Raw genomic sequence first — 24004 nt, 5'->3', positions numbered from 1 at the left:
GCAGCGCCACCGACACCAGGGGGTCCGACCATGCGCCGACTGCTCGCCGTGCCGACCGTGCTGCTCGCCCTCGCCGCCACGGCGTGCTCCGGCGGCGAGCGGTCCGCCGACACCGCTGCCTCCTCCCGCGCCCCCGGCCGCACACCGGCACCGTCCGGCAGCGCGCCGACCGTGCCCGGGCAGCCGGTGGAGTGCGGCCAGATCCGCGATGCGCTCGGCACCGCGCACGATGTGGCGCTCTACGCGGACCCCGGCGCCGACGGCACGGTGGGCTGCGGTGAGGCCCACGACGTGATGGCCGATTTCTTCCACCGCGCCCCGCAGGACGGCGGCGGCACCTCCGGCTCCCTCGCGGTCCACGGCTGGCTCTGCCGCTACGAGGGCGGCCCGACCGGCACCTGGGTCAGCAGCTGCCGCAAGGACCGGCTGGAGATGCACACCGAGGAACCCGACGGCCCGCCCTCGGACGCGCCCGGCTCCCCGTCCGACGAACCGGGCGCCCCCTCCGACTCCCCCGACGAGTCCCACCTCCCGCCGGTGCCGGACGACTCCAGCACACCGGTGGACGACCCGTCGACCGAGGAGCTGTGAGACGGGGCCCGCGGGGGCTGCCCGGCTAGACCACCTTGAGCAGCCGCTGCGCCAGGGCACCGGCGGAGGCCGGGTTCTGCCCGGTGTAGAGGGTGCGGTCGACCACCGTGTATGGCTTCCACATCTCCCCGCGCTCGAACTCCACCCCCAGCTCCTTCAGCTCGTCCTCCAGCAGCCAGCGGGCCCTCGGGGCCAGTCCGACGGCGTACTCCTCGTCGTTGGTGAAGGCCGTGACCTTGTACCCGGCGAACGGGGAGACGCCCCGCACCCGGGTGGCCAGCAGCGCGGCGGGGGCGTGGCAGACCACCGCGAGCGGACGGCCCGAGGCGAGCGCCGCGGTCAGCAGCCGCCCCGCGTCGGCGTCGCACCACAGGTCCTCCATGGGGCCGTGGCCGCCGGGGAGGTAGACGGCGTCGTACTCCTCCGGCCGGATCTCGGAGAGCCGGAGCGGGCGCCGCAGCTCCTCCGCGGCACGGATGATGCGCTCCAGCTCCAGCGCGGTCTGCGCGCCACCCGCCGTGTCGGGGCGGAGGCTCATCATGTCGACGGTGGGCACCACCCCGCCGGGGGTGGCGACCTCGATCCGGTGACCGGCGTCCGTGAACGCCTTGTACGGGGCCGCGAACTCCTCGGCCCAGTAGCCGGTGGCGTGCCGGGTGCCGTCCTTGAGGGTCCAGTAGGGAGATCCGGTCAGCACGAAGAGCAGTTTCGCCATGTCGATCCTCCTGCGTCCTCCTCCGTGGCCCGCGTCCGTACCGCGGGACCGCCGTTTCCCCTGCCACGATCCCGCACGGTGCGGGGCCCCGCACCCGTGACCACCGCGGCCCCCGGAGCGGGCCCCGGCCGCCTCACACCGGGCGGGCCGCCCGCCGGTCGGCCGGGCCCAACCACCGCGTCAGGGCCGCGCGGACCTCGTCCGGGACGATCGGCTCCGGCGCCACCGGGGCGAACGCGGTGCGTACGACGGCCCCGTCGTAGGTGTGCGGACGGGCAGATTCCTCGGCACGGTGCGCCTCCTTCCGTACGGGCGGGCGGCCTGGTGGCGCCCGCCCCCGGCGTCCGGCGGGTTCAGTGGCCGAGCGCCACCTCGACGATCTTGATGACGCTGAGCACCATCGCGACCAGCAGATAGCCGCGCAGGGCGCCCATGCCGAGCCTGCGGGCGGTGGACAGTGCCGGCCGCTCCAGGCTCGCCAGGGGCGGCATCCGCCACCGCTCCCGGCCGGTCCGGTCCACCGGCGCCCGCGCGGGGCCCGAGCGGCGGCGGACGGCGGCGTACCCGGCGCCCGCCAGTCCGGCCGCCGCGCATCCGGCTGTGAGCCACCCGATCGTGGCGGCGGTGAGGCCGGGGAAGAGCACCGCGGCGGTGAGGATCACCGACAGGGTGACCAGGACGCCGATCACGGTGGCGGTGAAGGCGTTGGTCCGGGCGCCGTTCACCCAGGGGCCGAGGACCTGCCGGTCGTTGCAGAGCAGCAGCAGGAAGACGGTGGCGGAGGGGAGCAGCACCCCGGCCAGGGTCTGGACGCCCTCGGTCAGCAGCCCCAGCGGTGAGCCGGGGATCAGCACGATCGCCGCGGCGGCCGCCACCAGGCCCGCGTGGACGGCGTAGAAGCCCTTGGCCCGGCCGACCCCGCGGTGCAGTGAGTGGTTCATCCCGAGGACGTCGCCGATCGCGTAGGCGGTGGAGAGCGACACCGCGAACGCGCCGATGACGGAGGCGTCGAGGAGGGCGACGGCGAACAGCGCACCGGCGGTCCGGCCCGCCCGGTGCGCCAGTCCGGCGGCGATGCCGGAGGCGTCGGTGAAGGCGCCGACGCCGTGGGTACCGGCGAACGCGGCGGCGGTGAAGCCCATCATCGCCGCGGCGCCGATGACCACGATCACGATGCCGAGCCACAGATCGGCCTTCTCGTACCGCAGGAACCGCGGGGTGATCCGCTTGTCGATGACGTACGACTGCTGGAAGAAGAGCTGCCAGGGGGCGACCGTCGTGCCGACGATGCCGATGATCAGGAGCAGGGCGGTGGAGAGCGTGCCGCTGCCGCCGGGCAGTTCGGGGACGAGGAAGCCGCGGGCCATCTGTGCGGCGGGCGGGTGGACCATGACGTAGACCGGTACGAGCAGCAGCGAGGCGGCGCACAGGGTGACGGCGATGCGCTCGAACCGCCGGAAGGAGCCGGTGAAGGCCGAGGCGACGATGGTGAGGGCCGCGAGCGGCACGGCGGCGGCCTTCGGCAGTCCCAGGTATCCGGCGGCGAGGGTGACGCCGATGAACTCCGTGACCAGGGTGAGCGCGTTGAGCAGGAAGAGATCGATGACGGAGAACGCGCCCCAGAACGTCCCGAACCGTTCCAGGATCAGCCGGGCGTGCCCGACGCCGGTGACCGCGCCGAGGCGGAGCACCATCTCCTGGTTCACATACAGGACGGGGACGAGCAGCAGGAGGGTCCACAGCAGGTGGGTGCCGTAGTTCTGGCCCGCCTGTCCGTAGGTGGCGAAGGCTCCGGCGTCGTTGTCGCCGACCATCACGATCAGCCCCGGGCCGACGACGGCCAGCAGGGTCTTGAGCTTCGCGGGGAGTCCGGTGCGGGGTGCGGTGTCGCCGTGGGCGATGGTGCCCAGTGCGCCGCGGATGTCGCCGGTGTGGGCGTCGTCGAGGACCGCGGTCGGCGGTGTCGCCGCGGTGGGTCCGGTCGTGCCGGTGGTCATGGTGCCTCCCGTTCCCCGGGTGCGGGGAGGTAGGGGGCGCGTGGCAGCCCTCCGCGCGCACGGCGGCGCGGCCCGCCGCGGGCGCCGTGGCGCGGTGCGGAGGGCGGGGACGCGGCCGGGCCGCGCGGGAGGAGGGTTACCGCGTGCCGGAAGAATGCGAGGACAGGCGGGTGCGGGGCCGATGGTGGCCCGGATCACTGCCGCTGCTGGTCATGTCTCTCGCCTCCTTCCGGTCGGGACGCCGGGTGACGTCGGCATCGACACGGCAAGGGAGCGGACCGGCCCGCACGGGGCGGCCGGTTCACCCCGACTCGTCAGAGCTTTGGCACTGCACGGCGTGATCCCACGCGAGCGGGAAGCCACTTGGCCTCACCCCTTGGGCCGGGGAGAGGTGTCCTGAACCTGGGCGTCTCTCGACGTCGTCGGGTCAGTGGCCTGTGTCCGTGCAGACGCCTCACCGAACGAGGTGCCCTTCAAACGCTTATCACTCTATTCCGCTCGGCCCCCGATATCGCCGCCGATTGCCGACTCTTGACCGCATCGTGGGCAGGAGCACGGAAACGCTCCGCGCACCGCCGCCGGGCCCTCCGTGGCGTACGGCCGGGGGCTCGGGAAGCGGTCCGCCCGCCGTCCCGGGGTGGCCGGGACGGCGGGCGGACGGGGCGTGGCGACCGTGGCCGCTCACTCGAAGAACTTGAGGCTGTACCCCTTGTCGCTGGTCGGTCCGGGGACGTGGGCGCGCCGGTAGGTGGTGTTGCCCCACCAGACGAACGAGCCGGTGTACCAGTAGCGGTTGGCCCACTTGTACGGCGTTCCCTTGGCGACCGCGTGGAACATCATGGGGAACCTCTTGCCGCCCGGCGGGCTCGTGTTGATGTCCCCGTCGAGCAGGGCGAACGTGTGGTGGCCTGGGCCGTCGACGTGCAGCGTCGGGTCCCAGCCGGGCATCATCGTGTCGCGGTGCGAGCCGAAGAGGCAGCCGTTGGACTTGTACCAGTCCCAGATCTTCGTCGGGTCGCCGCCCTTCTTGAGCCGCAGCTCGCCCAGGCAGTACTGATCGGTCCAGCTGCCGTTGGCGGAGTAGACGATGTGCAGTTGCCCGTTGGGGTCCTTGATCGCCTCCGGTGCCTCGTTGACGTAGGGGTTGCCCTTCTTCCGTTCCCACTTCTCGCGGGGCTGCGAGATGAGGTACCGCTTCCCGGTCGGGGTGGCCGGGTCGCTCATCCGGGCCAGATAGAGGTTCTGTTCGTTGGCGCTGCCGCCCGACCAGCCCGACCAGACGAACCAGCGCTTCCCCCCGAAGGTGAAGAGCGTCCCGTCGATGGCCCACCGGTCGTCCGGCAGGGCCAGCTTCTTCTCGGCGGTGTAGCCGCCGTCCGGGCGGGTGGAGCTGATGACGTACATCCGGTGGGCGGAGCTGCGGCCGCCCGTGAAGTAGACGTAGTAGCGGCCGTTGTCCCGCACGATCTCCGGGGCCCAGACGTCCTGCAGACCGTTCGGGTTCGACCAGATCTTCTTGGCGGGGGCCGAGGCCAGACCGTCCGGGGACGGGGCCTGCCGTACGACGATGCCACCGGCCGCCGCCTTGACGGCGATATAGGTGCCGCCGACCCTCAGCACGCTGGGGTCCGCCCCGCGTAAGGTCGTCCGCCCCTGCGGCGTGACCTTGTCCGCCGCCACCCGCGTCTTCGCGGGCGGGGCGGCGCGGGCGGTGTCGGGCGAGGTGGCGGAGAGGGCGAGGGCGCCTGCCAGCGCCATGGCGCCGACACCGGCGGAGCTGCGGAAGAGTTTCATGGGCTCTTTCCTGGTATGCCTCCGCTGCGACCTCGCACGACCGGCCGGGACGCCGGTGAACGGGCGACGTCGGGTCAGGGCGGGGCGAACGGGAGGCTGCGGAACGGGGCCCTGACGTCTTCGCGCCCTTCCCCCGTGTCCCGGGCGGGCCGGACCGCGGGGGAAGGACGCGCTGTCAGCTTCCCGAGGGGCCCGGGAGGCGTCAACGGCCCCGCCGGGCACCGTGGTTGTCCCGGTACAGAGGGGCCCATCCTGTGACGGAGGTGTCACACGGGGTGCGTTGACCAGGACGCCGTTCCCACCGTCCGGGGTCTCACGGCGCCCCCTCTCACGGCATCCCGGCCGTACTGGCGGGGCGTACCACGCTCGGGCCGAAGCGGGCCCGGGCCCGGTCGGCGGCGGCCTCGATACGGCGGGCCCTGTCGTCGTCGGGGCCGAAGGTCAGCTGCCGGGAGACCGCGTCCGCCTCGCACAGCTCCTCGGCGCGGAGCGTGAGGCGGCGGACCCGGGCGCGCTGCAGCCCCAGGCTCCGGTGCAGCGCATGGGCCGCCGCGCGGAGTTGCGGGCTGTGCGCGGTGGGTTCGGGCAGGGTGCGACCGCGGGTGGTGGTGGAGCGGTCGGCGTACTGGACGGTCAGGGTCAGCGTGCGGCAGGCCCGGTGCGCGTCGCGGAGCCGGGTGCCGAGGCGTTCGCTGAGATGGGTCAGGGCACCGCGCTGCCGGTCGGGGTCGAGTTCGTCGTACGGGAAGCGGTGCTCGGCGGCGAAGACCGGCGGCGGGGCGCCGGGGCGGACGGGGGTGGGGTCGATGCCGTGTGCGCGCCGGTGGAGTCGGCGTCCGGCCGCCGTCCCCAGGATGCGCTGGAGGGTGAGCAGCGGGGTGGCGGCGATCCGGTCGGCGGTGGTGAGGCCGTAGGAGGCCAGGGTGCGCGCGGTCGCCGGGCCGACGCCCGGGAGCGCGGCGGCGGGCAGACCGGTGAGGAAGGCGGTGACGGCCCGCGGGTCGTCGGGGAGGGTGCGGATCGCGCCGGGGGCGCCGCGGTGGGCGACGAGTTGGGCGAGGAGCGGGCTGGGGCCGATGCCGATCGTCGTGTCGGCGTCGAGGACGGCGGCGGCCCGCATCCGGATCAGCGCCGCGAGCCCGGCGGCGTCGCGGTCGAAGTACCGCACGCTCCCGGACACATCGGCGAGCGCCGCATCGGGCGGCAGCGCCTGAACCACCGGGGTGAACGCGCCGAGCAGGTCGATGAGTTGCCGGTACGCGGCCTCGGCCCGGTCGCCGGTGGGCGGCAGGTTCCCGAAGTGCAGGTAGAGGATCATCGTCGGTCACCCCGCGCTGCCGGGACTCGCATGGTGGAAGGTCCTTCCGTCGAGGGCCGTGAGCGGGGTGCGGGCGGCCGGGGTGCCCGGCGGCCGCAGGTCGGCCCAGGGGTGGAGGGTGTCGCCGGTCGGCTGGACGAGGGTGCGGCGCGGTCCGGCCCGGCGCGCGGCGGGCGTGAGCGGGGTCTCCCCCGCCCCGGCGGCTCGGGGAAGGGCGAGCCGGTCCGCGACGGCGACCGGGCCGCCGCTGCGGTACAGGTCGATCAGTTCGGCCAGGTCCCAGGCGGCCGTGCCGGTGATGCCGAAGGCGCGCGGGGGGCGGCGGGTCAGCGTGCCGCGGACCAGCAACAGGCCGCTGTGGAAGACCGTATGGGCGCAGCGGGCCTGGCTGTCCTCGAAGAACGCCAGGTCGGACAGGCCGGTGGGGTCGTCGAGGGTGGCGAAGATGACGCGGCGGCCCGAGCGGATCGGCGGGGTCTGGGTGGCGACCTTGACCCCGGCGACCAGCACGGTGGCGCCGTGCCGCAGCCGGGGCAGCGCCGCGGCGGGGGTGGCCCCGATGTCGGCCAGCAGGGAGCGGTGTTCCGCCAGCACATGGCGGGAGACGTCCATACCGAGCACGTCCAGCTCCGCGGCGAGCTGCTCGGAGCCGTCCATGGCCATGAGGCCGGTGGCCGGGGGTGCGGTGCCGTCCGGGTCGGGGCCGGTGTCGCCGCTCTCCATGGGGAGTTGGCCCGCGGCGGCGCTGTGGCCGCGGCCGGAGCGGTGCAGCTCGGCGATCTTCAGCAGGAGTTCGCGGCGCGGGCCGAAGGTGTCCATCGCCCCGACCTGTGCCAGCCGTTCGGCCAGTGGGCGGCTGGGGCGGGCGCGCTGCCAGAAGTCCTCCAGGGAGGCGTAGGGCTGTCCGGAGGTGATGCGGTCGCTCTCCGCCTCGGTGATGCCGCGGACCTGCGAAAGTCCGATCCGCACCCCCCATTTACCGGACACCAGTTCGATCGTGTGTGCGGCCCGGGAGACGTTGATGTCGGGCAGCAGCAGCGGCACCCCGTGCCGCCGGGCGTCCGCGGCGAGGACGCGCTTGTGGTACATCCCCGGGTCGTGGGTGAGCAGCCCGGCGAGGAGGGCCGCCATCCGGTGGGCCTTGAGCCAGCTCGACTGGTAGGCGGGCTGCGCGAAGGCCGCGGCGTGCGCCTTGGCGAAACCGAAGCTGCCGAACCCCTCCAGGACGTCCCACACCTCCCGCACGGCCCGGACCGGATAGCCGCGCCCGCGGGCCCGGTCGGCGAACCAGGCCCGGACCCGGCCCTGCCGCTCGGGGACGGACAGGGCGCGGCGCGCCTCGTCGGCCATGCCGCGGTCGCAACCGGTCATCGTCGCCATGATCGCGATGACCTGTTCGTGGTAGACGACCTGCCCCTCGGTCTCCCGGAGGATCGGCTCCAGGTCCGGGTGCGGACAGCGGATCCGTCCGCGCCGGTCGCGGGCCTCGATCAGCGGCGTCACCATGTCGGCGGCCACCGGCCCGGGCCGGAACAGGCTGATGTCCAGCGCCAGATCGCCGAACGAACGCGGCCGCAGGTTCCGCACCAGTTCGCGCTGGCCGGGGCTCTCCAGCTGGAAGGTGCCCAGGGTGTCCCCGGAGGTGATCAGGTCGTACGTGGCCGGGTCGTCCGGCGGCACCTGTGCGGGGTCGTCGAGGTCGAGGTGTTCGCCGGTGACCCGTTCGATCTCGGCCACCGCGTGGGCGAGCGCCGACTGCATCCGGACGCCGATGACGTCGATCTTCGGATGGCCGGTGTCCTCGATGTCCTCCTTGTCGAACTGGGACATGGCGATGTTCTCCACGGTGGTCGGGGCGACCGGGGTGCGGTGCAGCAGTCCGGCGTTGGAGACCAGCAGGCCGCACGGGTGCATGGCCGCCTCGTGCGGCAGTCCGTCCAGCGCCTCCACCAGCTCCCACAACCGGCCGTGGTCCTCGGCGGCGACCTCGCGCAGCTCCGGCAGTTCGGCGAGGGCGGCCCGGACGTCCTTCGCCCGGATGTGCGGGAACGCCTTGGCGAGGCGGGCCGCCTCGTCGGGGGCCATGCCCCGGGCGCGCGCCACGTCCTCGATCGCGCCGCGCGCCCGGTAGGTCTTGTAGACCGCGAGCGTCGCCACCCGGTCGGCGCCGAATCGCTCGCGGACCGCCTGGTAGACGTCCAGGCGGCGGGCCGACTCCACGTCCAGGTCGATGTCGGGCAGCGCGGAGCGCCGGGCGGACAGGAAGCGCTCCATCAGCAGGCCGTGGGCCACCGGGTCGACCGGGCTGATGCCCAGGAGATGGGTGACGAGCGAGCCGACGCCCGAGCCGCGGGCGGCGACCCGGACGCCGAGGCGCCGGGCCTGCGCCGCCACCTCGGCGACGGTCAGGAAGTATCCGGCGAAGCCGTGCCCGGCGATGATCCGCAGCTCGTCCTCCAGCCGGTCCCACCGCGGCGCCTCCCGGTGGTAGCCGCGGCTCAGCATGCCCGCCGCGCACCGGTCGGCGAGGGTACGGTCGGCCACCTCGCGGGAGGCGCCGACGAGTTCGGGTTCGGGAAGGTTGAGCCGCCCCAGGCCGAACGCCTCGCCGGGGTCGACCGCGCAGACCGCCGCGGTCTCCTCCGTCGCCGCCAGCAGCCGCCGCGCGTCCGCTGCCCGGCCGCCCGCCGCCTCGGCGATCCGGGCGGCGGTCCGCTCCATCTCCCCGGCGTCCTTCAGCCACCGCTGCCCGCCGTCCAGCCGGGCCGCGTCCCGGGTGTCGACCGGCACCAGCAACCGGGCGGAGTCCAGGATGTCGGCGACCTCGCCCTGACCGGGGTCGGCGTAGCGCACGGCGTTGCTCAGTACGGCCGTGACCTGTTGCTCGGCGGCGAAGCCCGCCAGCCGGGCGGCGAGGCGCAGCGATCCGGGCCCCGTACCGGACCGTCCGTGGCACGCCACCTCCAGCCGCAGCGCCTCGCCGAACCGCTCGCGCCAGGGGGCGAGCAGGGCGACGGCCCGGTCGGGGCGCCCGGCGGCCAGCGCCTGTCCCACCTCGGAACCGGCCCCGAGGAGGACGATCACCTCACCGTCGGGGCGGTCCAGGTCCTCCCAGGTCAGCCCGGTGCCGGAGGCCGCCGATGCCGACACCAGACGGCACAGTTCGGCCCAGCCGCGCGCGCTGCGGGCCAGGAAGACGGCGCGGGACGGTGCCTCCGTCACGAAGGTGCCGCCCTTGACGGGGGTCCGCCGCCGTCCGGCCGGGCCGTCCCCGGGCGCCGGGATACCGGGCACCGCGAGGTCGGTACCGAACAGCGGCCGGACACCGGCCCGCGCGCACGCCTTCGCGAAGCGCACCGCGCCCGCGAGGGAGTCCCGGTCGGTCAGCGCCAGCGCGTCGAGCCCCCGCTCGGCGGCCCGCTCGGCCAGGGCGTGCGGATGACTGGCCCCGTAACGCAGCGAGTAGCCACTCGCCACATGGAGATGCGTGAACGACATACACACCTCCTGGCTCCCATAACCCCCCTCTGTGTCTCTGCGACCTCCACGGCATCCGGCCGTGGAACCACTCTAACCCAATGTTCGCACGCTCGTTCGAGTAACAGTTTCGCCAGTAGCTGACAACGGAGAGTGACCAGAACGTGCCGCCCGCCGCTCCTCCCCTGCCACCCCTACGCGAAGTCGTACACGGCGAAATCGGTGACCCGGACGTAGCCGAGACGCCGGTAGAGGGCGTTGCTGGTGGCGTTCGCCGGGTCCGTGAAGAGGACGACATCCGTGGCACCCGCGGCCAGCGCGGCGCGGCTCACCTCGGCCGTGACGGCGCCCGCGTAGCCGCGTCCCCGCAGGTGGGCGGGGGTGTAGACGGGATCCACCCGGACCATGCCGCCGACCGACGCCGTATGCCCCGCCAACGAGACCGGGGTGCCGTCCGGCGTCTCCCAGAAGGTGAAGCGCTTGTCGGCGAAGCGCGAGGCGGCCCAGGACCCGGCGTCGATGGCCGGGGTCTCACCGACGGCGGTGACGAACCCGTCACACCAGCGCAGGAGCGCGTCATGATCCGCCGCCCCCAGGAGCCGCCCCCGCCCCTCCGGACACGGCTCCGGCGGGGTGAGCGCACCGAGCCGGTAGAGGTGGAGCCGCTGGCGGAGCGTCGGCGCCGCACCGGTGTGCCGCCGCCAGGCATCGGCGAACGCGGCGGCGGTGCGGTGGTCGGCGCTGACATACGGGAGGGCGTACCCGAGACCGGCCAGGTGGGTGGCGAGGCCATCGGCGTCCTCCGGGGTGAGGGCGGTAGGACTCAGCCCGCGCCCCGGGAGCCGGAACCAGGCGGCGCGGACCCCGCCCGCCCGCTCCAACCGCCCGAACACGGCTCCGGCGCCACCCGCATCCGGCCCGTCCCTCCGCAGCCGCTCCATCACCGTCAACGCCATGGTGTGCGGGGCGGGACGGGAGCGCAGGAAGTCCCCCGCGCGGCCGAGGTGTTCGTCGATGTCGTGGGTGAGGTGCCATCCGTGGGAGCGCATACCTCATCACTTCCCGGCGTACGGCGGGGAGAGCGCCCTCCTCACTTCCGTGAAAGGAGTTGGTCGGACATGCCGAGATGGCGGCGGAGCGCCTGCCGACCGAGGGGGGTGACCACGACGGCACGCGTGGTGCCGACGGGAGTGATCCAGCCGGTGTCGAACGCGTGACGGCACAGGGCGGCACCGACGGCTCCGGCCAGGTGGGGGCGGCGTTCGGTCCAGTCCAGACACGACCGTACCGACGGTCGGCGGGTGCCGGTCGGGACCGTGATGCCGAGATCTTCGAGCCAGGTCGCTCCGGCGCCGGTGAGCCCGAGTCCACGCTCCAGGTCCAGCAGACCTCGGTCGAGCATCGCATCGGTGACGGCGACCCCGACGGTCCCGGCGAGGTGGTCGTAGCAGGTACGGGCGTGGGCGAGGGCCTGTCGGCGACCGGCCGCCGACAGGGAACGGGGCGCCGGGGCGCGCCCGGGTGCCATCGCGGCGAGGCTCTCGATCAGCTCGGCCACCTGCGGACCGGCCAGCCGCACGTAGCGGTGGCGGCCCTGCCGTTCCTCGGCCAGCAGGCGTCCGCGGACGAGCGCATGCAGGTGCTCGGTCGCGGTCGAGGGCGCCACACCCATATGACGTGCCAATTCCGTCGCCGTCCACGCCCGGCCGTCGAGCAGGGCCAGACAGAAACCCGCCCGCGTGCCATCGGCCAGAAGCTTCGCCACGGTGGCCAGGTCGGGACCGGCCACCTGTGCGCGCTGCATGTCCATACGGTCCATTGTCCCCGGTGACGCTTCGGTCCCGGCCGAAACAACCGGCCCCGAGACTGCTCACCATGAACACAGCACCTCCCCGCACCCCGCCCGCGCAGACAGCCCCCACCCATCTGGAGATCGAGCCGAGCGTCCTGTACTTCGGGACGCCGGTGGTACTCCTGTCGACAGAGAATCAGGACGGTTCGTTCAACCTTGCCCCGATGTCGTCCGCATGGGCCCTCGGGCAGACGGTGGTGATCGGACTGGGCCGTGAAGGGCAGACCGCGTACAACCTCGGCAGCCGCCCCGATCTGGTCATCAGTCTTCCGGCCCCCGCCCAGTGGCCGGCCGTGGAGCGGCTGGCGCCACTGACCGGCCGGAATCCGGTGCCCGCCGGCAAGCCCCAGGGCTGCCGCTTCGAGCCGGACAAGTTCGCCGCGGCGGGCCTGACCGGCGAACCCTCCCATCTGGTCCGGCCGCCTCGCGTCGCCGGATGCCCGATCCAGTTGGAGGCCCGTGCCGAGCGGGTGCAGCCGGATGTCTCCGGGGACTTCGTCCTCGTCGAGGCAGTCGTGCGCAAGGTGCACGCCGACTCCCGCATCGTCGTCCCGGGCACCGACCACATCGACCCCGCCGCCTGGAGCCCCCTCATCTACAACTTCCGCCACTACTTCGGCCTCGGCCCGGAACTCGGCCACTCCTACCGGACCCGGACACCCCGCACCTCCACGGGGCCTGCCGCAGATCCCGCACTCGCCGACCTGGCGCCCCGCTGAGACCAGGCGGCCTGGCCGAAATCGGCGGCGGCCGGGCCCTGTTCGCGCGGCAGGGTGAGGCCGACGCCCCGTTCCGGGTCGTACAGACATCCCGTTCCGGGTCGTACACCGCAGCAGCTGCCCGGTGCGGATCACGCGCCCGACCTCACGGAACGCGGCACATAGGGTCGTTACATGCGCATACGTCACGCACTTCCGCTGTCCGTCGCCGCTCTGGCCGTCCTGATGTCCGGCTGCGCGGAGGGGCGGCACGGGGGCGGCGGAAACGAGCCGTCGGAACGCGCCGATGCCTCGTCACGGACGTCGAGACCGTCCGCGTCCGCCGGGGACACCCGCCCCTGGGAGCCGGACGACGCGTCGCGGCGTGCGGAGCGTGCGCTGGATGCCGCCGCCGACGACGGCACGGAACCGGAACCCGTCGACTCCGGCACCGCGTACCTCGGCTCGGGACTGGACAAGTCCTTCCCGGCGAGCGGCAAGCAGCCGTACCGGTTCGAGATCACCTGCGACACGGACGGCGTCGCGGAGCTCACGCTGACCCTGTCCCGGGGTGAGGAGGAGCAGCCCTACGGGGTGGAGTGCGGGGACCTTGAGGCGGACCGGTTCGACCTCCCCGCGGGCAAGCCCTTCAAGGCTCATATCGCCCCCGACGAGCACGGCATGGGGCTCATCTCCTGGCGTCTCAGCGCGGTCGCCCCCGGCGATGTGGACGGATGCGACGACGACATCGACGGGTGCGAGGACTGAGAGGTCCCCGTTCCACGTACCGGGCAGCCGCGATCGAGGCTCACGCACCGGCTCCGCCCGCCGATCGCCGGAGAGGTTCCCCGCCCCGCACACCGCACCGGGAGCGTCCCGCCTCCGGCGAGGCACCGGGCTTACCACCGAACGCGACCTGTTCTCATGGGAGTTGACACCCTTCAGTTTCGAGAGGACGAGCCATGACGGCCGTACACGTGACCGTGTGGGATGACCGCGACCGGACCCGAGAAGACCGGCCCCCGGTGGCCGCCGCCCCCGCGCTCTTCGTCCACAACATCTTCACCTGGGGCAGCGACCCCGCGTACGGGTTCGCCGGGCAGCGGCCGCTCGCGGACAGCCGACGGCTGCTCCTGATGGACCGCCGGGGGTACGGCGACAGCCCGGACACCGCGCGGAGCGACTTCGACGTGGACGCCGAGGACGTCGTGGAGATTCTGGACGACGAGACCTCCGCCACGGGCAGCGGCGGCGCCCACCTGGTGGGGCACGGGAACGGCGCCGTCGCCGCGCTCATCGCCGCCGCGCGCCGCCCCGACCTCGTCCGCTCCCTCGCCCTCGTCCAGCCCTCCGCCTTCACCGCCGCCGCGGACCACCCCGTCGTCGCCGGTCTCCTCGACCGGGTGCGCGACGGCGCCCCCGGCATCCCGGACGACATCACGCCGGAGCAGTATCTGCGGGCGTCCACCGAGGGGTTGGGGATGGCCGTGCCCGAGCCCACGGCGCGTCGGCTGCGCGCCGTGGCCACGTCCATGCGGGAGCGGCCCGTCTGGGAGGCGGAGATCCCGCTGGAGGCGCTCCGGGCCGCCGAACTGCCGCTTCTGGTGATCTGCGGAACCTGGGAGGACGCACCCGCCGCATACCGCGAGCACGTGGGGCTCCCCCTCATGGCCGTGGCGGAGTCCCTCACGACCTCCCTCGGCGCCCACCTCCTACGGGTACCCGGGTACTACCCGCACACCCAGGAGCCCGCCGCGGTCAACGCCGCCCTGCGGGAGTTCTGGGGGTGAACCGGACACTCCGAGCGGTCGCGGAAATCCCTCCGCGGAAGAACACCCTCGCCGCGGAGATACCGCACTCCGCGTTCCAGGCGATCCCGGGAATGGGGCACTCACTCTTCTCCCCCGGACTTCCTCGGCAGATCGGCGCCATCGTTCGCGAGCACCTCACACAGCGGAAGAAGCGGAACGGGCGCCCCGGAGAGAGTCGCCCTCCGGCCGGTCAGGCCTTCTTCACCACGCTCGACTTCAGCTGCATCGCGCCGAATCCGTCGATCTTGCAGTCGATGTCGTGACCGGCGACGCCGTCGACCAGCCGGATGTTGCGGACCTTGGTACCGGCCTTGATCCCCGACGGGCTTCCCTTGACCTTCAGCGCCTTGACGACGACCACGGAGTCGCCGTCCCGCAGCACATTGCCGACGGCGTCCTTGACGACCCGCTCACCGGCGCCCTCCCCGTCCTCCGTACCGCCGTCGGCGGGGACCCACTCGTGGCCGCACTCCGGGCACACCACCAAGGCGTTCATCTCGTAGGTGTACTCGCAGGAACACTTGGGGCAAGGAGGGAGATTCTCAGTCATAGTAGATGACTATATCCGGGCCAGGCGGTAGCCGCTCACCTGCTGCGGGTGGAGGCGCAGCAGGGTGTCGTGCGGGCCGTGGGACCAGCCCGGGAGGGTGCGCCGGTAGTGGGCGGCCTCGTCGCTGTCGAGGACGGCCTCGGCGACGCCGGTGGCGGTGACCGTCCAGCCGGTGCCGGTCCGCGGGTTCACCTGGTCGACGTGGTACGTGACGGTGGTGCGCCCGGCGAGGACGGCGGCCGGGACCGGCGCCCGGACGATGAGCCGTCCGTACTCCTGGATGTGTGCGGCGACGCGGACGGCGATCTCCTCCCGCTGTCCGTACATCAGCCGTCCCTGCGTGGCGCCCTGCAGCAGGTACACGGCCTCCTCGCCGGAGATGCCGTGCATCCGGCGGTCGGCGGTGGGCCCCGTCGTCATCGGGCGGCCTCCTCGGGGGTCGCGAGGGCGGGTGCGTCCGGGGGGACGGGGGCGGCGGGCCCCGGGAGCACACCGGTGCGCTCCAGATGGGCGCGGGCACCGGCGACGGCCTCGGGAGCGGTGGCGTACGCGCGCCCCTCCCGCAGCAGCTCCGACGCGCCCACGGAGTGGAGCACCTGGCGCTGGCCGGGGCGCAGGCCCGCGGTCAGGACGGCGATACCGCGCCGGTCGAGCCCCGCCACGGCGTCCTTGAGGACCAGCGCGCCCGTGGCGTCCATCGTCGTCACCCGCGACATCCGCAGGACGACCACGCGGGCGTCGGCGACCTCGGACAGCTCCAGCAGGAGGCGGTGCGCACCGGCGAAGAAGAGCGGGCCGTCCAGCCGGTAGACGGCGAGGTGTCCGGCGAGCGGTTCATGGCTCTCCGCGCGGTCCTCGCCGGGCAGTTGCGCGGCGGCGGAGACCCGTTCCATCCGGGACTGCCGGGCCACCGCGCGCAGCGCCAGCGCGCCCGCCACCACCAGACCGATGACGACCGCGTACACCAGGTCCAGGGCGAGCGTCGCGACGGCGGTCACCACCAGGACGACGGCGTCGGAACGGGTCGCGCGTGCCATCGCCCGCAGCGATCCGACCTCGACCATGCGGACCGCCGTCGCCAGCAGTACGCCCGCGAGCGCGGCCAGCGGGATCCGGGAGACCAGCGGCGCGGCGGCGAAGACGATCACCGCGAGCACCACGGCGTGGGTGAGGGCGGCGAGGCGGGAGCGTCCGCCGGTACGGACGTTGACGGCGGTACGGGCGATGGCGCCGGTCGCCGGGACGCCGCCGAACAGCGGCGCCGCGAGGTTCGCCAGGCCCTGCCCGAACAGTTCCCGGTCCGGGTCGTGCCGCCGTCCGACCGTCATCCCGTCGGCGACGGACGCCGACAGCAGCGACTCCAGCGCGGCGAGGGCGGCCACCGCCACCGCGGGCGCGAGCAGCGAACCGAGCGCGGCCGGATCGAGGAAGGCGAGGGACGGGGCGGGCAGCCCCGCGGGGAGGTCGCCGATCGGCGCGACGTCCAGAGGGAGGAGCTGCGCGGCGAGGGTCGCGACGACCACCGCGACGATCGAGAAAGGGACGCCGGGCCATCTACGGGCCCCGGCCAGCATGAGGACGACGACGGCGAGCGCGAGGCCGACGGCCGTCCAGTGCGGCTGCCGGACGAACTCCTCGACCGCCCGCCACGTCACGGCCAGGACCTTGTCCCCCTCCGGCTTGGCGACCCCCAGCGCGTTGGGCACCTGTTGGAGGGCGATCACACAGGCGATGCCGAGCGTGAAGCCCTCCACCACGGGCGCGGGCACGTACTGCAGGAAGCGCCCGGCCCGTGCCACGGCGAGCGCGATCAGCAGCACCCCGGCGAGCAGTCCGACGGTGAGCACCCCGCCGGGCCCGTACCGCGCCACGATCGGGACGAGGACGACGGTCATGGCGCCGGTCGGCCCGGACACCTGGAGGCGGGAGCCGCCGAAGATCGCCGCCAGGGCGCCCGCGACCACCGCGGTCGCCAGCCCCGCCTCGGCGCCGAGCCCCGAGGAGACGCCGAAGCCCAGCGCCAGCGGGAGCGCGACGACGGCGACGGTCAGTCCGGCGAGCAGATCGCGGCGCGGCGTACGGCCCATCGCCACCAGATCGGCGCGGTCGGGCAGCAGCCCGCGGACCCGGCCCCATGCCCGGGACGGCAGTGATGTCCTCACGGTGCGACGACCCCCGCTTCCCGTGGCCCGGCCGGGAGGCCACTCCCCCCGACCGGCATCCGGAAGAACTCCGCCTCGGCCTGACACAGCGGCACCAGCACAGCCACCCTCGCTCGCTTTGCCCCGCACGGACGGGGCACTCGTTGGGCGTCGTGCCCGCGGCTACCTACGGGCACGACGGGACACAGCATGTAAGGAATTGCTTATTTTCGCAATTCGTTGATTCCGCAGACGGCTCTGTCCCGGACAGATCAGGGTGTGAGGGGGGCGGGCCGCCGCCCAGGTGACCAGGGTGGCAGGGTGCGGGCCACGACCGCCCCGGCAGCCGGATGCCCGCCTTCTGAAGAGTGATCGTGCTCCGGCTTCACGAACCGCGCGGGTCGCCCCCGCCAGGCGCCGGTTCATCGAGGTCAACGGGGAGGACAGGAGGACGGCGGACGGGCAGCATCAGCCGACGCCCGCCGCGCGACCGGGCCATGCGAACCGCACGGCCGGGCCCCCGAGTTGTACGCCCCGCCGGATCGCCTACGAGGGCACGGCGCTCGGCAGTCTCACGGCCGAGGGCCGCCCCCTCGCACGGTTCCGGGCGCTGCCCTGGCCACGCCTCGGGAGGCGCCGCGGGCGGCGCGTCCTACGACAGCGCCGGTACCTCGCCCCGTCCCTCGAACCACGCCTCGCCCTCCTCCGCCGCGCGGCGGATCCGGGTCAGGGCGAACTCCTCCAGGTCCGGCAGGGCGTCCAGGGCGAACCACGCCACGTCCAGCGATTCGTCGTCGTTGACACGCGCCTCGCCGCCGACCGCACGGCAGCGCAGCGTGGTGTCCATGAACTGGCAGATGTCGCCGTTCGGGTAGGTCAGCGAGGGCAGCGCCTCGACGAGGACGACGCGTTCGGGGACGACACGGACCGCCGTCTCCTCGAAGACCTCGCGGACCGCGACCGCCGCCGGCTGCTCACCGGGCTCGGCGATGCCGCCGATCACCGACCAGTTGCCGGTGTCCGCCCGGCGGCCCAGCAGCACCCGGCCGTCGTCGTCGAAGACCACGGCGGTCACCCCGGGCAGCCACAGCAGCCGATGTCCGATGGTGGCTCGCAGGTCACGGATGAAGTCGGGGGTTGCCATGTCTGCACTGTAGAGGAACGGGCGGCCGCTCCTAGGAGGCTGCCGTGGGGGCCGGGATGCGGCTGCGGATGCAGCGGGCCGCGCCCTCGGCGTCGTCGACGGTGACCGTGAAGGTCCGGCCGTCGCGGAGGGTGAGGACCACCGCCTCACCGCGCCGGACCACGATGGCCATGCCCTGCTCGGGACGCCAGCGGTAGCCCCAGCCGCCCCAGTGGCGCGGAGTGACCCAGGGCGCCGTCTCGACGCCGACGACCCCGGAGAGCGGGATACGGCGGCGCGGCACCCCGATGTGCCCGCAGCGCACCTCCATGGACTCCCGGTCGACCCGGACGTCGACATGGACGAAGGCGAGCGTGCCGAAGAGCACCAGCAGACCGGCCGCGACACAGCCGACCACCGCCATCACCAGCGGCACCACCGAGGAGGTCCACCGGCTGTCGACGGCCAGCTGGACACCGAGCGCCAGACAGGCCACACCGATCGCGGCCAGCAGCCACTGGACGCGGTTGGTGGCGCTGCCGTGCCACACCTCGGGGATCTGCGGGTGCGCGCCGGAGAGATGGGCGTCGTCGCCGGAGCCGGAGGGGTGGGGGTGCGCGTCGGGGGCGGCTGCCCCGTCGTGGGGGTGGTCCCTCATGCCACGCAGCGTACGCGCCTTCCCGGCCGCGGGCAGCGTGTCGCCCGCCACGTCAGCGGGTCCCGGGGACGGGCCCGCGCTCCGGTGCGGTCAGCGGCGTCCGGCCGGGGCGGCGGCTCCGGGGGCCAGCAGCCTGCCCTCGGCGTACGCCAGGGCGAAGGACGGCAGCGCGCCGGGGCGGCCGCTCTCGATCATGTGCAGGGTGCCGGTCGGCGCGGCGTCCGGCGCGGGCGCGGCGCCGATCCGCCGCAGCGCCTGGGCGGCGACCGCGTCGGCCGACCCGTACAGCGCGAGGGCGGGCGCGCCGGGCTGCTGGAGGGCGCCGCGGATGGCGTCGGCGACCAGCTCGTAGTGGGTGCAGCCGAGGACGACGGCGCGGACGCCGTGCGGGGTGCGGGCGGCGGCGGTCGCGACCGCGGCGGCGACGGCCCGCTCGTCGGCCGCCTCGACGGCGTCGGCGAGACCGGGGCAGGGCACGGCGGTGACGTCCACGTCCGCGGCGAACCGCTCGATCAGCCCGCGCTGATACGGACTGCCGGTGGTGGCCGGGGTCGCCCAGATGGCGACCGGGCCGCCGGAGAGCGCGGCGGGCTTGACCGCCGGGACGGTGCCGATGACCGGGATGCCGGGCTCCAGCTCGGCGCGGAGCGCGGGGAGGGCGCTCACGGTGGCGGTGTTGCAGGCGACGATCAGCGCGTCCGGACGGTGTGCGGCGGCGGCGCGGGCGCAGGCCAGCGCGTGCGCCACGATGTCGTCGGGGGTGCGCGGACCCCAGGGCATGCCGTCGGGGTCGGTGGAGAGGACGAGATCGGCGTCCGGCCGGAGCCGGCGCACCGCGGCGGCCGCGGGAAGCAGGCCGGTACCGGAGTCCATCAGCGCGATCTTCACCCGGGCACCCTACTCGTCGGGTGCCCGACTTGTCATACCGCACCGGGCGCTCCGGACGGGCGCGCCGCCGCCCCGCCGGGCGCCCGGAACACCCCGCCACCGGGCCCGCCGTGCGGCAGACTGCGGCCCGTGGGAGCGATGGAGTGGATCGGTGCCGCATCGTTGGCGGCGTGGGTGTGGCTGCTGCTGGGGCAGGGCTTCTTCTGGCGTACGGACGTCCGGCTGCCTGCCCGTACGGAGCCGGAGCGGTGGCCGCCGGTGGCCGTGGTGGTGCCCGCCCGGGACGAGGCCGGGGTGCTGCCGGAGAGCCTGCCGTCGCTGCTGGCGCAGAAGTATCCGGGCCGGGCCGAGATCTTCCTCGTCGACGACGGCAGCACGGACGGCACCGGCACGCTGGCCCGCGCGCTCGCCGCCGAGCGGGGCGGACTGCCGCTGACCGTCGTCTCCCCCGGCCCGATGGAGCCCGGCTGGACCGGCAAGCTCTGGGCGGTACGCCACGGCATCGCGCTGGCCCGGGAGCGGACGGACGCGGAGTATCTGCTGCTGACGGACGCCGACATCGCCCATGAGCCGGACAGTCTGCGGGAGTTGGTGGCGGCGGCACGGTCGGCGCGGCTGGATCTGGTGTCGCAGATGGCCCGGCTGCGGGTGGCCACGCCCTGGGAGCGGCTGATCGTCCCGGCGTTCGTGTACTTCTTCGCGCAGCTCTACCCGTTCCGGTGGGTGAACCGGCCGGGCGCGCGGACCGCGGCGGCGGCCGGTGGCTGTGTGCTGCTACGGGCGGACGCCGCGGAACGGGCGGGCGTCCCGGAGTCGATCCGGGGCGCGGTGATCGACGACGTGTCGCTGGCCCGGGCGGTCAAGCGGTCCGGCGGGCGGATCTGGCTGGGGCTGGCGGAGCGGGTGGACAGCGTGCGGCCGTACCCGCGACTGGCCGAGCTGTGGCAGATGGTCGCCCGCAGCGCCTACGCCCAGCTGCGCCACCGGCCGTCGCTGCTGCTCGGGACGGTGCTGGGGCTGGCGCTGGTGTATCTGGCGCCGCCCGCCGTGCTGCTGGCGGGAGCGGTGACGGGCGGCGCCGTGGCGGCGGGGTGCGGCGGCGCGGCGTGGGCGGTGATGTGCGGGACGTTCCTGCCGATGGTGCGGTACTACCGCCAGCCGTGGTGGACGGCGCCGCTGCTGCCGTTCACCGCGCTGCTGTACCTGCTGATGACGGTGGACTCGGCGCTGCGCCACCACCGGGGCCGCGGGGCGGCGTGGAAGGGCCGGACGTACGGCGCGCCGTGAGGGCCGCGCCGCCGGTCACTTCGTGGCGGGCGACCACTTCAGGCCCCAGCCGTAGGCGTGGTCGACGGTGCGCTGCGGGCTGACGCCGGGCTCCGGGACGAGGTAGCGGGCCTCGCGCCGGACGACGAGTTCACCGCCGGTGTTGGTGATCAGGGCGAGGGCGCAGACCGTCGAGGGCACCGTGCAGGCGTCGAGGGTGAACTCGACGGGCGCGCCATGCTGCGGCTGGAGGGTGACGGAGGCGGTCAGCCCCTCGAAGCTGCGGGCACCGGCGTAGACGGTGACGAAGAGCAGGATGCGGCGGATGCGGTCCTGGTGGTCGAGGTTGACGGTGAGGTTCTCGCCGGTCGCGACGGCGCCGGTGCGGTCGTCGCCGTCGAGCTGGATGTAGGGCGGGGCGTGCAGCGCGCCGAAGCTGTTGCCGAGCGGGTGGACCACCCCGGCGCTGCCGTCGGTGAGTTCGTAGAGGGCGCACAGATCGAGGTCGAGGTCGCCGCCGGGTGGCAGCATCGCGCCGCGTGCGCCGAGCGCCTCCATGGCCTTGCGTCCGAGCTTCTTGCCGAACCGCTTGGCGGCCCCGGCGCCGGTCCAGTTGAGGTTGACCCGCATCGCCCCGCCGGTGCCGCCCTGCTTGGTGAGCGAGACGGACGGCGTCTCCTTGGTCAGCGTGACCTTGGTGAGGCTGACGGGAGCGGGGGCCGCGGGAGGCACGGGCGGGGGCGGGCCCACGGGCGCGGGCGCCGCTCCCGGGTACGGGCCGCCCGGGGCAGCTCCGTATGCGGGGCCCGCGGGGGCGGCGGGAGGCGCCACCGGGGGCGCCGGGGCGACCGGCTGCGCAGGCTCCGCCTCGACGCTGATGCCGAAGTCGGTGGCGAGGCCCGCGAGGCCGGTGGCGTACCCCTGTCCCACGGCGCGGAACTTCCATCCGCCCTGGCGGCGGTAGAGCTCGCCGAGGACGAAGGCGGTCTCGGCGGTGGCGTCGGCGCTGTCGAAGCGGGCCAGCTCGGCGCCGCCCGCGGCGTCCAGCACCCGGATGTACAGGCCGGGCACCTGTCCGAAGGTGCCGCCGTCGGCGGAGGCGGCGAGCACCACGGTGTCCACCGCGCCGTCGACGGCCGCGAGGTCGACGGCGAGGGTGTCGGTCCGCGCGTCGCCGGAGCCGTTCCCGCCCTCGTACCGGACGGCGCCGGAGGCGTGGACCGGTTGGTTGTAGAAGACGAAGTCGCCGTCGTCGCGCACCCGTCCGGAGGAGAGGAGCAGGGCGGAGGCGTCGACGCCCGGCACCCCCGGCGCGGCCCGCCACCCCAGCTCGATCCGTACGGCCCCCGCCGTCACCGGAACGTTCCCGCCCTTGAGCATCGCCATCTCGGCACCCTTCTCGCTTTCCCGCACCCCACCGACCTCACGGAACACTTCCGTCCCGCCGGTCGCCCCGTCAGTCACGCCTGTACCCAACCTACTTGGCCGGAACGAGGTGTGAACGTCCCCTGTTCACCTGCGAGAAGCGAGGTCTTTACGCATTTTCTACGGTCGATCTCGACCGATTTTCACCATTTAGCCACCATTACGGGCAGGAGGTCACCACCGCCCCGCGAAACAACCCGCATTCCAGGCTCCCCAATCGGCACATCGTGGGCTTAACTTAAGAGGTATGACCTCCCCCCGCTCTACCTACGGCGGCGGCTACTACGCTTCGCCGTCCTTCCCGGACACCCCCATCTACGACAGTCTCGTCGCCGAACGCGGGACGCCGCAGATCGCCCCGATCCGGGTCAACCCGGCACCGTACGACACCGGCTCGTCGTACCTTCCGGCGCTCCCGGCGGCACTGCCCGCCGCCCCGTCGCATCCGTCGCCCGGAGCGGGTTACCCCGGTGCCGCCGCGCCGGTCGCCCCGCTCCAGCACACGCCTGCGCCGTACATCCCGCAGCAGGCGGTCACCCGCAGCCATCCGGCCGCCCCGCAGCCGCCGCGCCCGCCCATGGGCACCGGCTACGAGGCGATGCGCCCGGCGGCCCCCGTCGCCCCGGCCCCGCAGCGCGGCCCGGCCCCGTACGACGACCCGTACGGCCGCTCGTACCAGCCCCGGGGCTACTGACCCGGAGCGGGGGTGCGGGACCGGACTCCCGGGTCGGCTGTCGGTGGTGGCTGGCAGGATGGGGACATGCCCGAGCCAGTGCTGCGTGACATTCATCTGTACCCGGTCAAGTCACTTGCGGGGGCCGGTCCCGCCGAAGCGGTCGTCGAGCCGTGGGGCCTCGCCGGGGACCGCCGCTGGATGCTGGTCGACGCCGGACGCCGACTGGTGACCCAGCGGCCGCACCCCAAGCTGGCACTGGCCGCCGCCGAGGGCCTGCCGGACGGCGGCGTGCGGCTCACCGCGCCCGGGATGGAGCCGCTGACCGTCGAGGTGCCGGAGCCCGACCGGACGATCACGGTCGGGATCTGGCGGGACGAGGTCGAGGCGGTCCCGGCGGGCTCCGCCGCGGCCGCGTGGTTCAGCCGGTATCTGGAGATGCCGGTGGAGCTGGTGCACCTCGACGCCCCCGGCAAGCGGCGCCCCGTCGATCCGGAGTACTCCCGGCCGGGCGACACCGTCTCCTTCGCCGACGGCTATCCGCTGCTGCTCACCACCACCGCGTCCCTGGACGCCCTCAACTCCCTCATCGCCCAGGGCGATCACCCCGACGAGGGCCCGCTGCCGATGGACCGCTTCCGTCCCAACGCGGTCGTCGACGGCACCACCCCGTGGGCCGAGGACTCCTGGCGCAGCGTGCGGATCGGCGCCGTGGTCTTCGACGTCGCCAAGCCCAGCAGCCGGTGCGTCGTCACCACCACCGACCAGCACACCGCCGAGCGCGGCAAGGAGCCGCTGCGCACCCTCGCGCGCCACCACCGCATCTCCGAGCGCCCGGTCTTCGGCCAGAACCTCATCCCGCGGAACACCGGCACCATCCACGTCGGCGACCCCTTCGAGATACTCGGCTGACGCCCCCGGACCGGGCGTCGGCACAGGCCGTACGGCCGCCTCGGGGCGCTCGGCACAGGACGCCGCGGGACGGTGCGCGCCCGCGCGCCGTACGGCCTCCGGCGCCCGGCCGGGC

Annotated in this window: 21 protein-coding genes and 1 riboswitch; of the genes, 7 read left to right on the top strand and 14 right to left on the bottom strand. The window is 74.1% G+C overall.

The features are described from left to right. Nucleotides 1-30: 30 nt before the first annotated feature. Complete coding sequence (locus tag IF23_RS0101870; protein ID WP_030279007.1) at nucleotides 31-591, top strand: hypothetical protein; 561 nt, start codon at nucleotides 31-33, stop codon at nucleotides 589-591. A 25-nt stretch (nucleotides 592-616) separates the two neighbouring features. On the opposite strand, the gene IF23_RS0101865 is transcribed toward IF23_RS0101870, so the two are convergent. The 7 genes from IF23_RS0101865 to IF23_RS0101835 all read right to left on the bottom strand — a co-directional run bounded on the left by IF23_RS0101865 (nucleotide 617) and on the right by IF23_RS0101835 (nucleotide 11711). Continuing rightward, complete coding sequence (locus IF23_RS0101865; RefSeq protein WP_030279006.1) at nucleotides 617-1306, bottom strand: type 1 glutamine amidotransferase domain-containing protein; 690 nt, start codon at nucleotides 1304-1306, stop codon at nucleotides 617-619. Nucleotides 1307-1659: 353 nt separating this feature from the next. Continuing rightward, complete coding sequence (locus tag IF23_RS0101860) at nucleotides 1660-3303, bottom strand: NRAMP family divalent metal transporter (RefSeq protein ID WP_030279004.1); 1644 nt, start codon at nucleotides 3301-3303, stop codon at nucleotides 1660-1662. Between the two features lie 298 nt (nucleotides 3304-3601). Continuing rightward, nucleotides 3602-3776, bottom strand: a riboswitch (M-box (ykoK) riboswitch). 208 nt (nucleotides 3777-3984) lie between these two features. Further along, entirely contained in the window at nucleotides 3985-5097 is a 1113-nt protein-coding gene (locus IF23_RS0101855) for a glycoside hydrolase family 43 protein (RefSeq protein ID WP_030279003.1), read from the bottom strand. 328 nt (nucleotides 5098-5425) lie between these two features. Then, entirely contained in the window at nucleotides 5426-6415 is a 990-nt protein-coding gene (locus IF23_RS0101850) for a DNA polymerase Y family protein (RefSeq protein ID WP_030279001.1), read from the bottom strand. 6 nt (nucleotides 6416-6421) lie between these two features. Then, nucleotides 6422-9913 (bottom strand): DNA polymerase III subunit alpha, encoded by a 3492-nt coding sequence (locus tag IF23_RS0101845; RefSeq protein WP_030278999.1) that lies wholly within the window; start codon nucleotides 9911-9913, stop codon nucleotides 6422-6424. Nucleotides 9914-10086: 173 nt separating this feature from the next. After that, a complete protein-coding gene (locus IF23_RS0101840; RefSeq protein ID WP_030278998.1) occupies nucleotides 10087-10941 on the bottom strand; it encodes a GNAT family N-acetyltransferase in 855 nt (284 codons plus the stop codon). 41 nt (nucleotides 10942-10982) lie between these two features. Next, nucleotides 10983-11711: an ArsR/SmtB family transcription factor gene (locus IF23_RS0101835; protein WP_107126852.1), complete on the bottom strand. Its 729-nt coding sequence runs from the start codon at nucleotides 11709-11711 to the stop codon at nucleotides 10983-10985. A 56-nt stretch (nucleotides 11712-11767) separates the two neighbouring features. Between IF23_RS0101835 and IF23_RS0101830 the strand changes: the two genes are divergently transcribed. The 3 genes from IF23_RS0101830 (at nucleotide 11768) to IF23_RS0101820 (ending at nucleotide 14232) form a co-directional block, all read left to right on the top strand. Further along, on the top strand, nucleotides 11768-12463 hold the full coding sequence (locus IF23_RS0101830) for a flavin reductase family protein (protein ID WP_030278994.1): 696 nt from the start codon (nucleotides 11768-11770) through the stop codon (nucleotides 12461-12463). Between the two features lie 174 nt (nucleotides 12464-12637). Further along, nucleotides 12638-13210, top strand: coding sequence for a hypothetical protein (locus IF23_RS0101825; RefSeq protein WP_030278992.1), 573 nt, complete (start codon nucleotides 12638-12640; stop codon nucleotides 13208-13210). Between the two features lie 194 nt (nucleotides 13211-13404). Continuing rightward, the gene (locus IF23_RS0101820; RefSeq protein WP_030278990.1) at nucleotides 13405-14232 is read left to right on the top strand and encodes an alpha/beta fold hydrolase; all 828 of its coding nucleotides are present in this window, start codon (nucleotides 13405-13407) and stop codon (nucleotides 14230-14232) included. 211 nt (nucleotides 14233-14443) lie between these two features. Here the strand turns inward: IF23_RS0101820 and IF23_RS0101815 are convergent, their stop codons facing one another. The 6 genes from IF23_RS0101815 to IF23_RS0101790 all read right to left on the bottom strand — a co-directional run bounded on the left by IF23_RS0101815 (nucleotide 14444) and on the right by IF23_RS0101790 (nucleotide 19613). Beyond that, the gene (locus IF23_RS0101815; RefSeq protein ID WP_030278988.1) at nucleotides 14444-14803 is read right to left on the bottom strand and encodes a zinc ribbon domain-containing protein YjdM; all 360 of its coding nucleotides are present in this window, start codon (nucleotides 14801-14803) and stop codon (nucleotides 14444-14446) included. A gap of 9 nt (nucleotides 14804-14812) precedes the next feature. Beyond that, entirely contained in the window at nucleotides 14813-15223 is a 411-nt protein-coding gene (locus IF23_RS0101810) for a pyridoxamine 5'-phosphate oxidase family protein (RefSeq protein ID WP_030278986.1), read from the bottom strand. Beyond that, nucleotides 15220-16890 (bottom strand): SulP family inorganic anion transporter, encoded by a 1671-nt coding sequence (locus IF23_RS0101805; protein ID WP_245654863.1) that lies wholly within the window; start codon nucleotides 16888-16890, stop codon nucleotides 15220-15222. The genes IF23_RS0101810 and IF23_RS0101805 overlap by 4 nt, the downstream gene beginning before the upstream one ends. A gap of 706 nt (nucleotides 16891-17596) precedes the next feature. Beyond that, on the bottom strand, nucleotides 17597-18088 hold the full coding sequence (locus IF23_RS0101800; protein WP_030278982.1) for an NUDIX hydrolase: 492 nt from the start codon (nucleotides 18086-18088) through the stop codon (nucleotides 17597-17599). A gap of 31 nt (nucleotides 18089-18119) precedes the next feature. Then, nucleotides 18120-18725, bottom strand: coding sequence for a hypothetical protein (locus IF23_RS0101795; RefSeq protein WP_030278980.1), 606 nt, complete (start codon nucleotides 18723-18725; stop codon nucleotides 18120-18122). Nucleotides 18726-18815: 90 nt separating this feature from the next. Further along, the gene (locus IF23_RS0101790) at nucleotides 18816-19613 is read right to left on the bottom strand and encodes a glutamate racemase (protein ID WP_030278978.1); all 798 of its coding nucleotides are present in this window, start codon (nucleotides 19611-19613) and stop codon (nucleotides 18816-18818) included. A 138-nt stretch (nucleotides 19614-19751) separates the two neighbouring features. Here IF23_RS0101790 and IF23_RS0101785 point away from each other — a divergent pair, with 138 nt between their 5' ends. Next, a complete protein-coding gene (locus IF23_RS0101785) occupies nucleotides 19752-20900 on the top strand; it encodes a glycosyltransferase (protein ID WP_030278976.1) in 1149 nt (382 codons plus the stop codon). Between the two features lie 15 nt (nucleotides 20901-20915). Here the strand turns inward: IF23_RS0101785 and IF23_RS0101780 are convergent, their stop codons facing one another. Beyond that, nucleotides 20916-22265, bottom strand: coding sequence for a TerD family protein (locus IF23_RS0101780; protein WP_030278974.1), 1350 nt, complete (start codon nucleotides 22263-22265; stop codon nucleotides 20916-20918). 286 nt (nucleotides 22266-22551) lie between these two features. Between IF23_RS0101780 and IF23_RS0101775 the strand changes: the two genes are divergently transcribed. Next, entirely contained in the window at nucleotides 22552-22998 is a 447-nt protein-coding gene (locus tag IF23_RS0101775; protein ID WP_030278972.1) for a DUF6643 family protein, read from the top strand. Between the two features lie 66 nt (nucleotides 22999-23064). Next, the gene (locus tag IF23_RS0101770) at nucleotides 23065-23889 is read left to right on the top strand and encodes an MOSC domain-containing protein (RefSeq protein ID WP_030278970.1); all 825 of its coding nucleotides are present in this window, start codon (nucleotides 23065-23067) and stop codon (nucleotides 23887-23889) included. The last annotated feature ends 115 nt before the right edge of the window (nucleotides 23890-24004 follow it).

Source organism: Streptomyces catenulae, from assembly GCF_000718015.1.
Lineage (GTDB): Bacteria > Actinomycetota > Actinomycetes > Streptomycetales > Streptomycetaceae > Streptomyces > Streptomyces catenulae.
This window is presented reverse-complemented; position numbering and strand designations above follow the sequence as displayed.

What these genes read in the sequence shown, in the direction of transcription:
- IF23_RS0101830 (WP_030278994.1), top strand. Translation starts at nt 11,768, where the DNA reads ATGAACACAGCACCTCCCCGCACCCCGCCCGCGCAGACAGCCCCCACC.
- IF23_RS0101860 (WP_030279004.1), bottom strand. Translation starts at nt 3,303, where the DNA reads ATGACCACCGGCACGACCGGACCCACCGCGGCGACACCGCCGACCGCG.
- IF23_RS0101840 (WP_030278998.1), bottom strand. Translation starts at nt 10,941, where the DNA reads ATGCGCTCCCACGGATGGCACCTCACCCACGACATCGACGAACACCTC.
- IF23_RS0101835 (WP_107126852.1), bottom strand. Translation starts at nt 11,711, where the DNA reads ATGGACCGTATGGACATGCAGCGCGCACAGGTGGCCGGTCCCGACCTG.
- IF23_RS0101845 (WP_030278999.1), bottom strand. Translation starts at nt 9,913, where the DNA reads ATGTCGTTCACGCATCTCCATGTGGCGAGTGGCTACTCGCTGCGTTAC.
- IF23_RS0101810 (WP_030278986.1), bottom strand. Translation starts at nt 15,223, where the DNA reads ATGACGACGGGGCCCACCGCCGACCGCCGGATGCACGGCATCTCCGGC.
- IF23_RS0101785 (WP_030278976.1), top strand. Translation starts at nt 19,752, where the DNA reads ATGGAGTGGATCGGTGCCGCATCGTTGGCGGCGTGGGTGTGGCTGCTG.
- IF23_RS0101820 (WP_030278990.1), top strand. Translation starts at nt 13,405, where the DNA reads ATGACGGCCGTACACGTGACCGTGTGGGATGACCGCGACCGGACCCGA.
- IF23_RS0101850 (WP_030279001.1), bottom strand. Translation starts at nt 6,415, where the DNA reads ATGATCCTCTACCTGCACTTCGGGAACCTGCCGCCCACCGGCGACCGG.
- IF23_RS0101870 (WP_030279007.1), top strand. Translation starts at nt 31, where the DNA reads ATGCGCCGACTGCTCGCCGTGCCGACCGTGCTGCTCGCCCTCGCCGCC.
- IF23_RS0101815 (WP_030278988.1), bottom strand. Translation starts at nt 14,803, where the DNA reads ATGACTGAGAATCTCCCTCCTTGCCCCAAGTGTTCCTGCGAGTACACC.
- IF23_RS0101795 (WP_030278980.1), bottom strand. Translation starts at nt 18,725, where the DNA reads ATGAGGGACCACCCCCACGACGGGGCAGCCGCCCCCGACGCGCACCCC.
- IF23_RS0101805 (WP_245654863.1), bottom strand. Translation starts at nt 16,890, where the DNA reads ATGGGCCGTACGCCGCGCCGCGATCTGCTCGCCGGACTGACCGTCGCC.
- IF23_RS0101775 (WP_030278972.1), top strand. Translation starts at nt 22,552, where the DNA reads ATGACCTCCCCCCGCTCTACCTACGGCGGCGGCTACTACGCTTCGCCG.
- IF23_RS0101770 (WP_030278970.1), top strand. Translation starts at nt 23,065, where the DNA reads ATGCCCGAGCCAGTGCTGCGTGACATTCATCTGTACCCGGTCAAGTCA.
- IF23_RS0101800 (WP_030278982.1), bottom strand. Translation starts at nt 18,088, where the DNA reads ATGGCAACCCCCGACTTCATCCGTGACCTGCGAGCCACCATCGGACAT.
- IF23_RS0101855 (WP_030279003.1), bottom strand. Translation starts at nt 5,097, where the DNA reads ATGAAACTCTTCCGCAGCTCCGCCGGTGTCGGCGCCATGGCGCTGGCA.
- IF23_RS0101825 (WP_030278992.1), top strand. Translation starts at nt 12,638, where the DNA reads ATGCGCATACGTCACGCACTTCCGCTGTCCGTCGCCGCTCTGGCCGTC.
- IF23_RS0101865 (WP_030279006.1), bottom strand. Translation starts at nt 1,306, where the DNA reads ATGGCGAAACTGCTCTTCGTGCTGACCGGATCTCCCTACTGGACCCTC.
- IF23_RS0101780 (WP_030278974.1), bottom strand. Translation starts at nt 22,265, where the DNA reads ATGGCGATGCTCAAGGGCGGGAACGTTCCGGTGACGGCGGGGGCCGTA.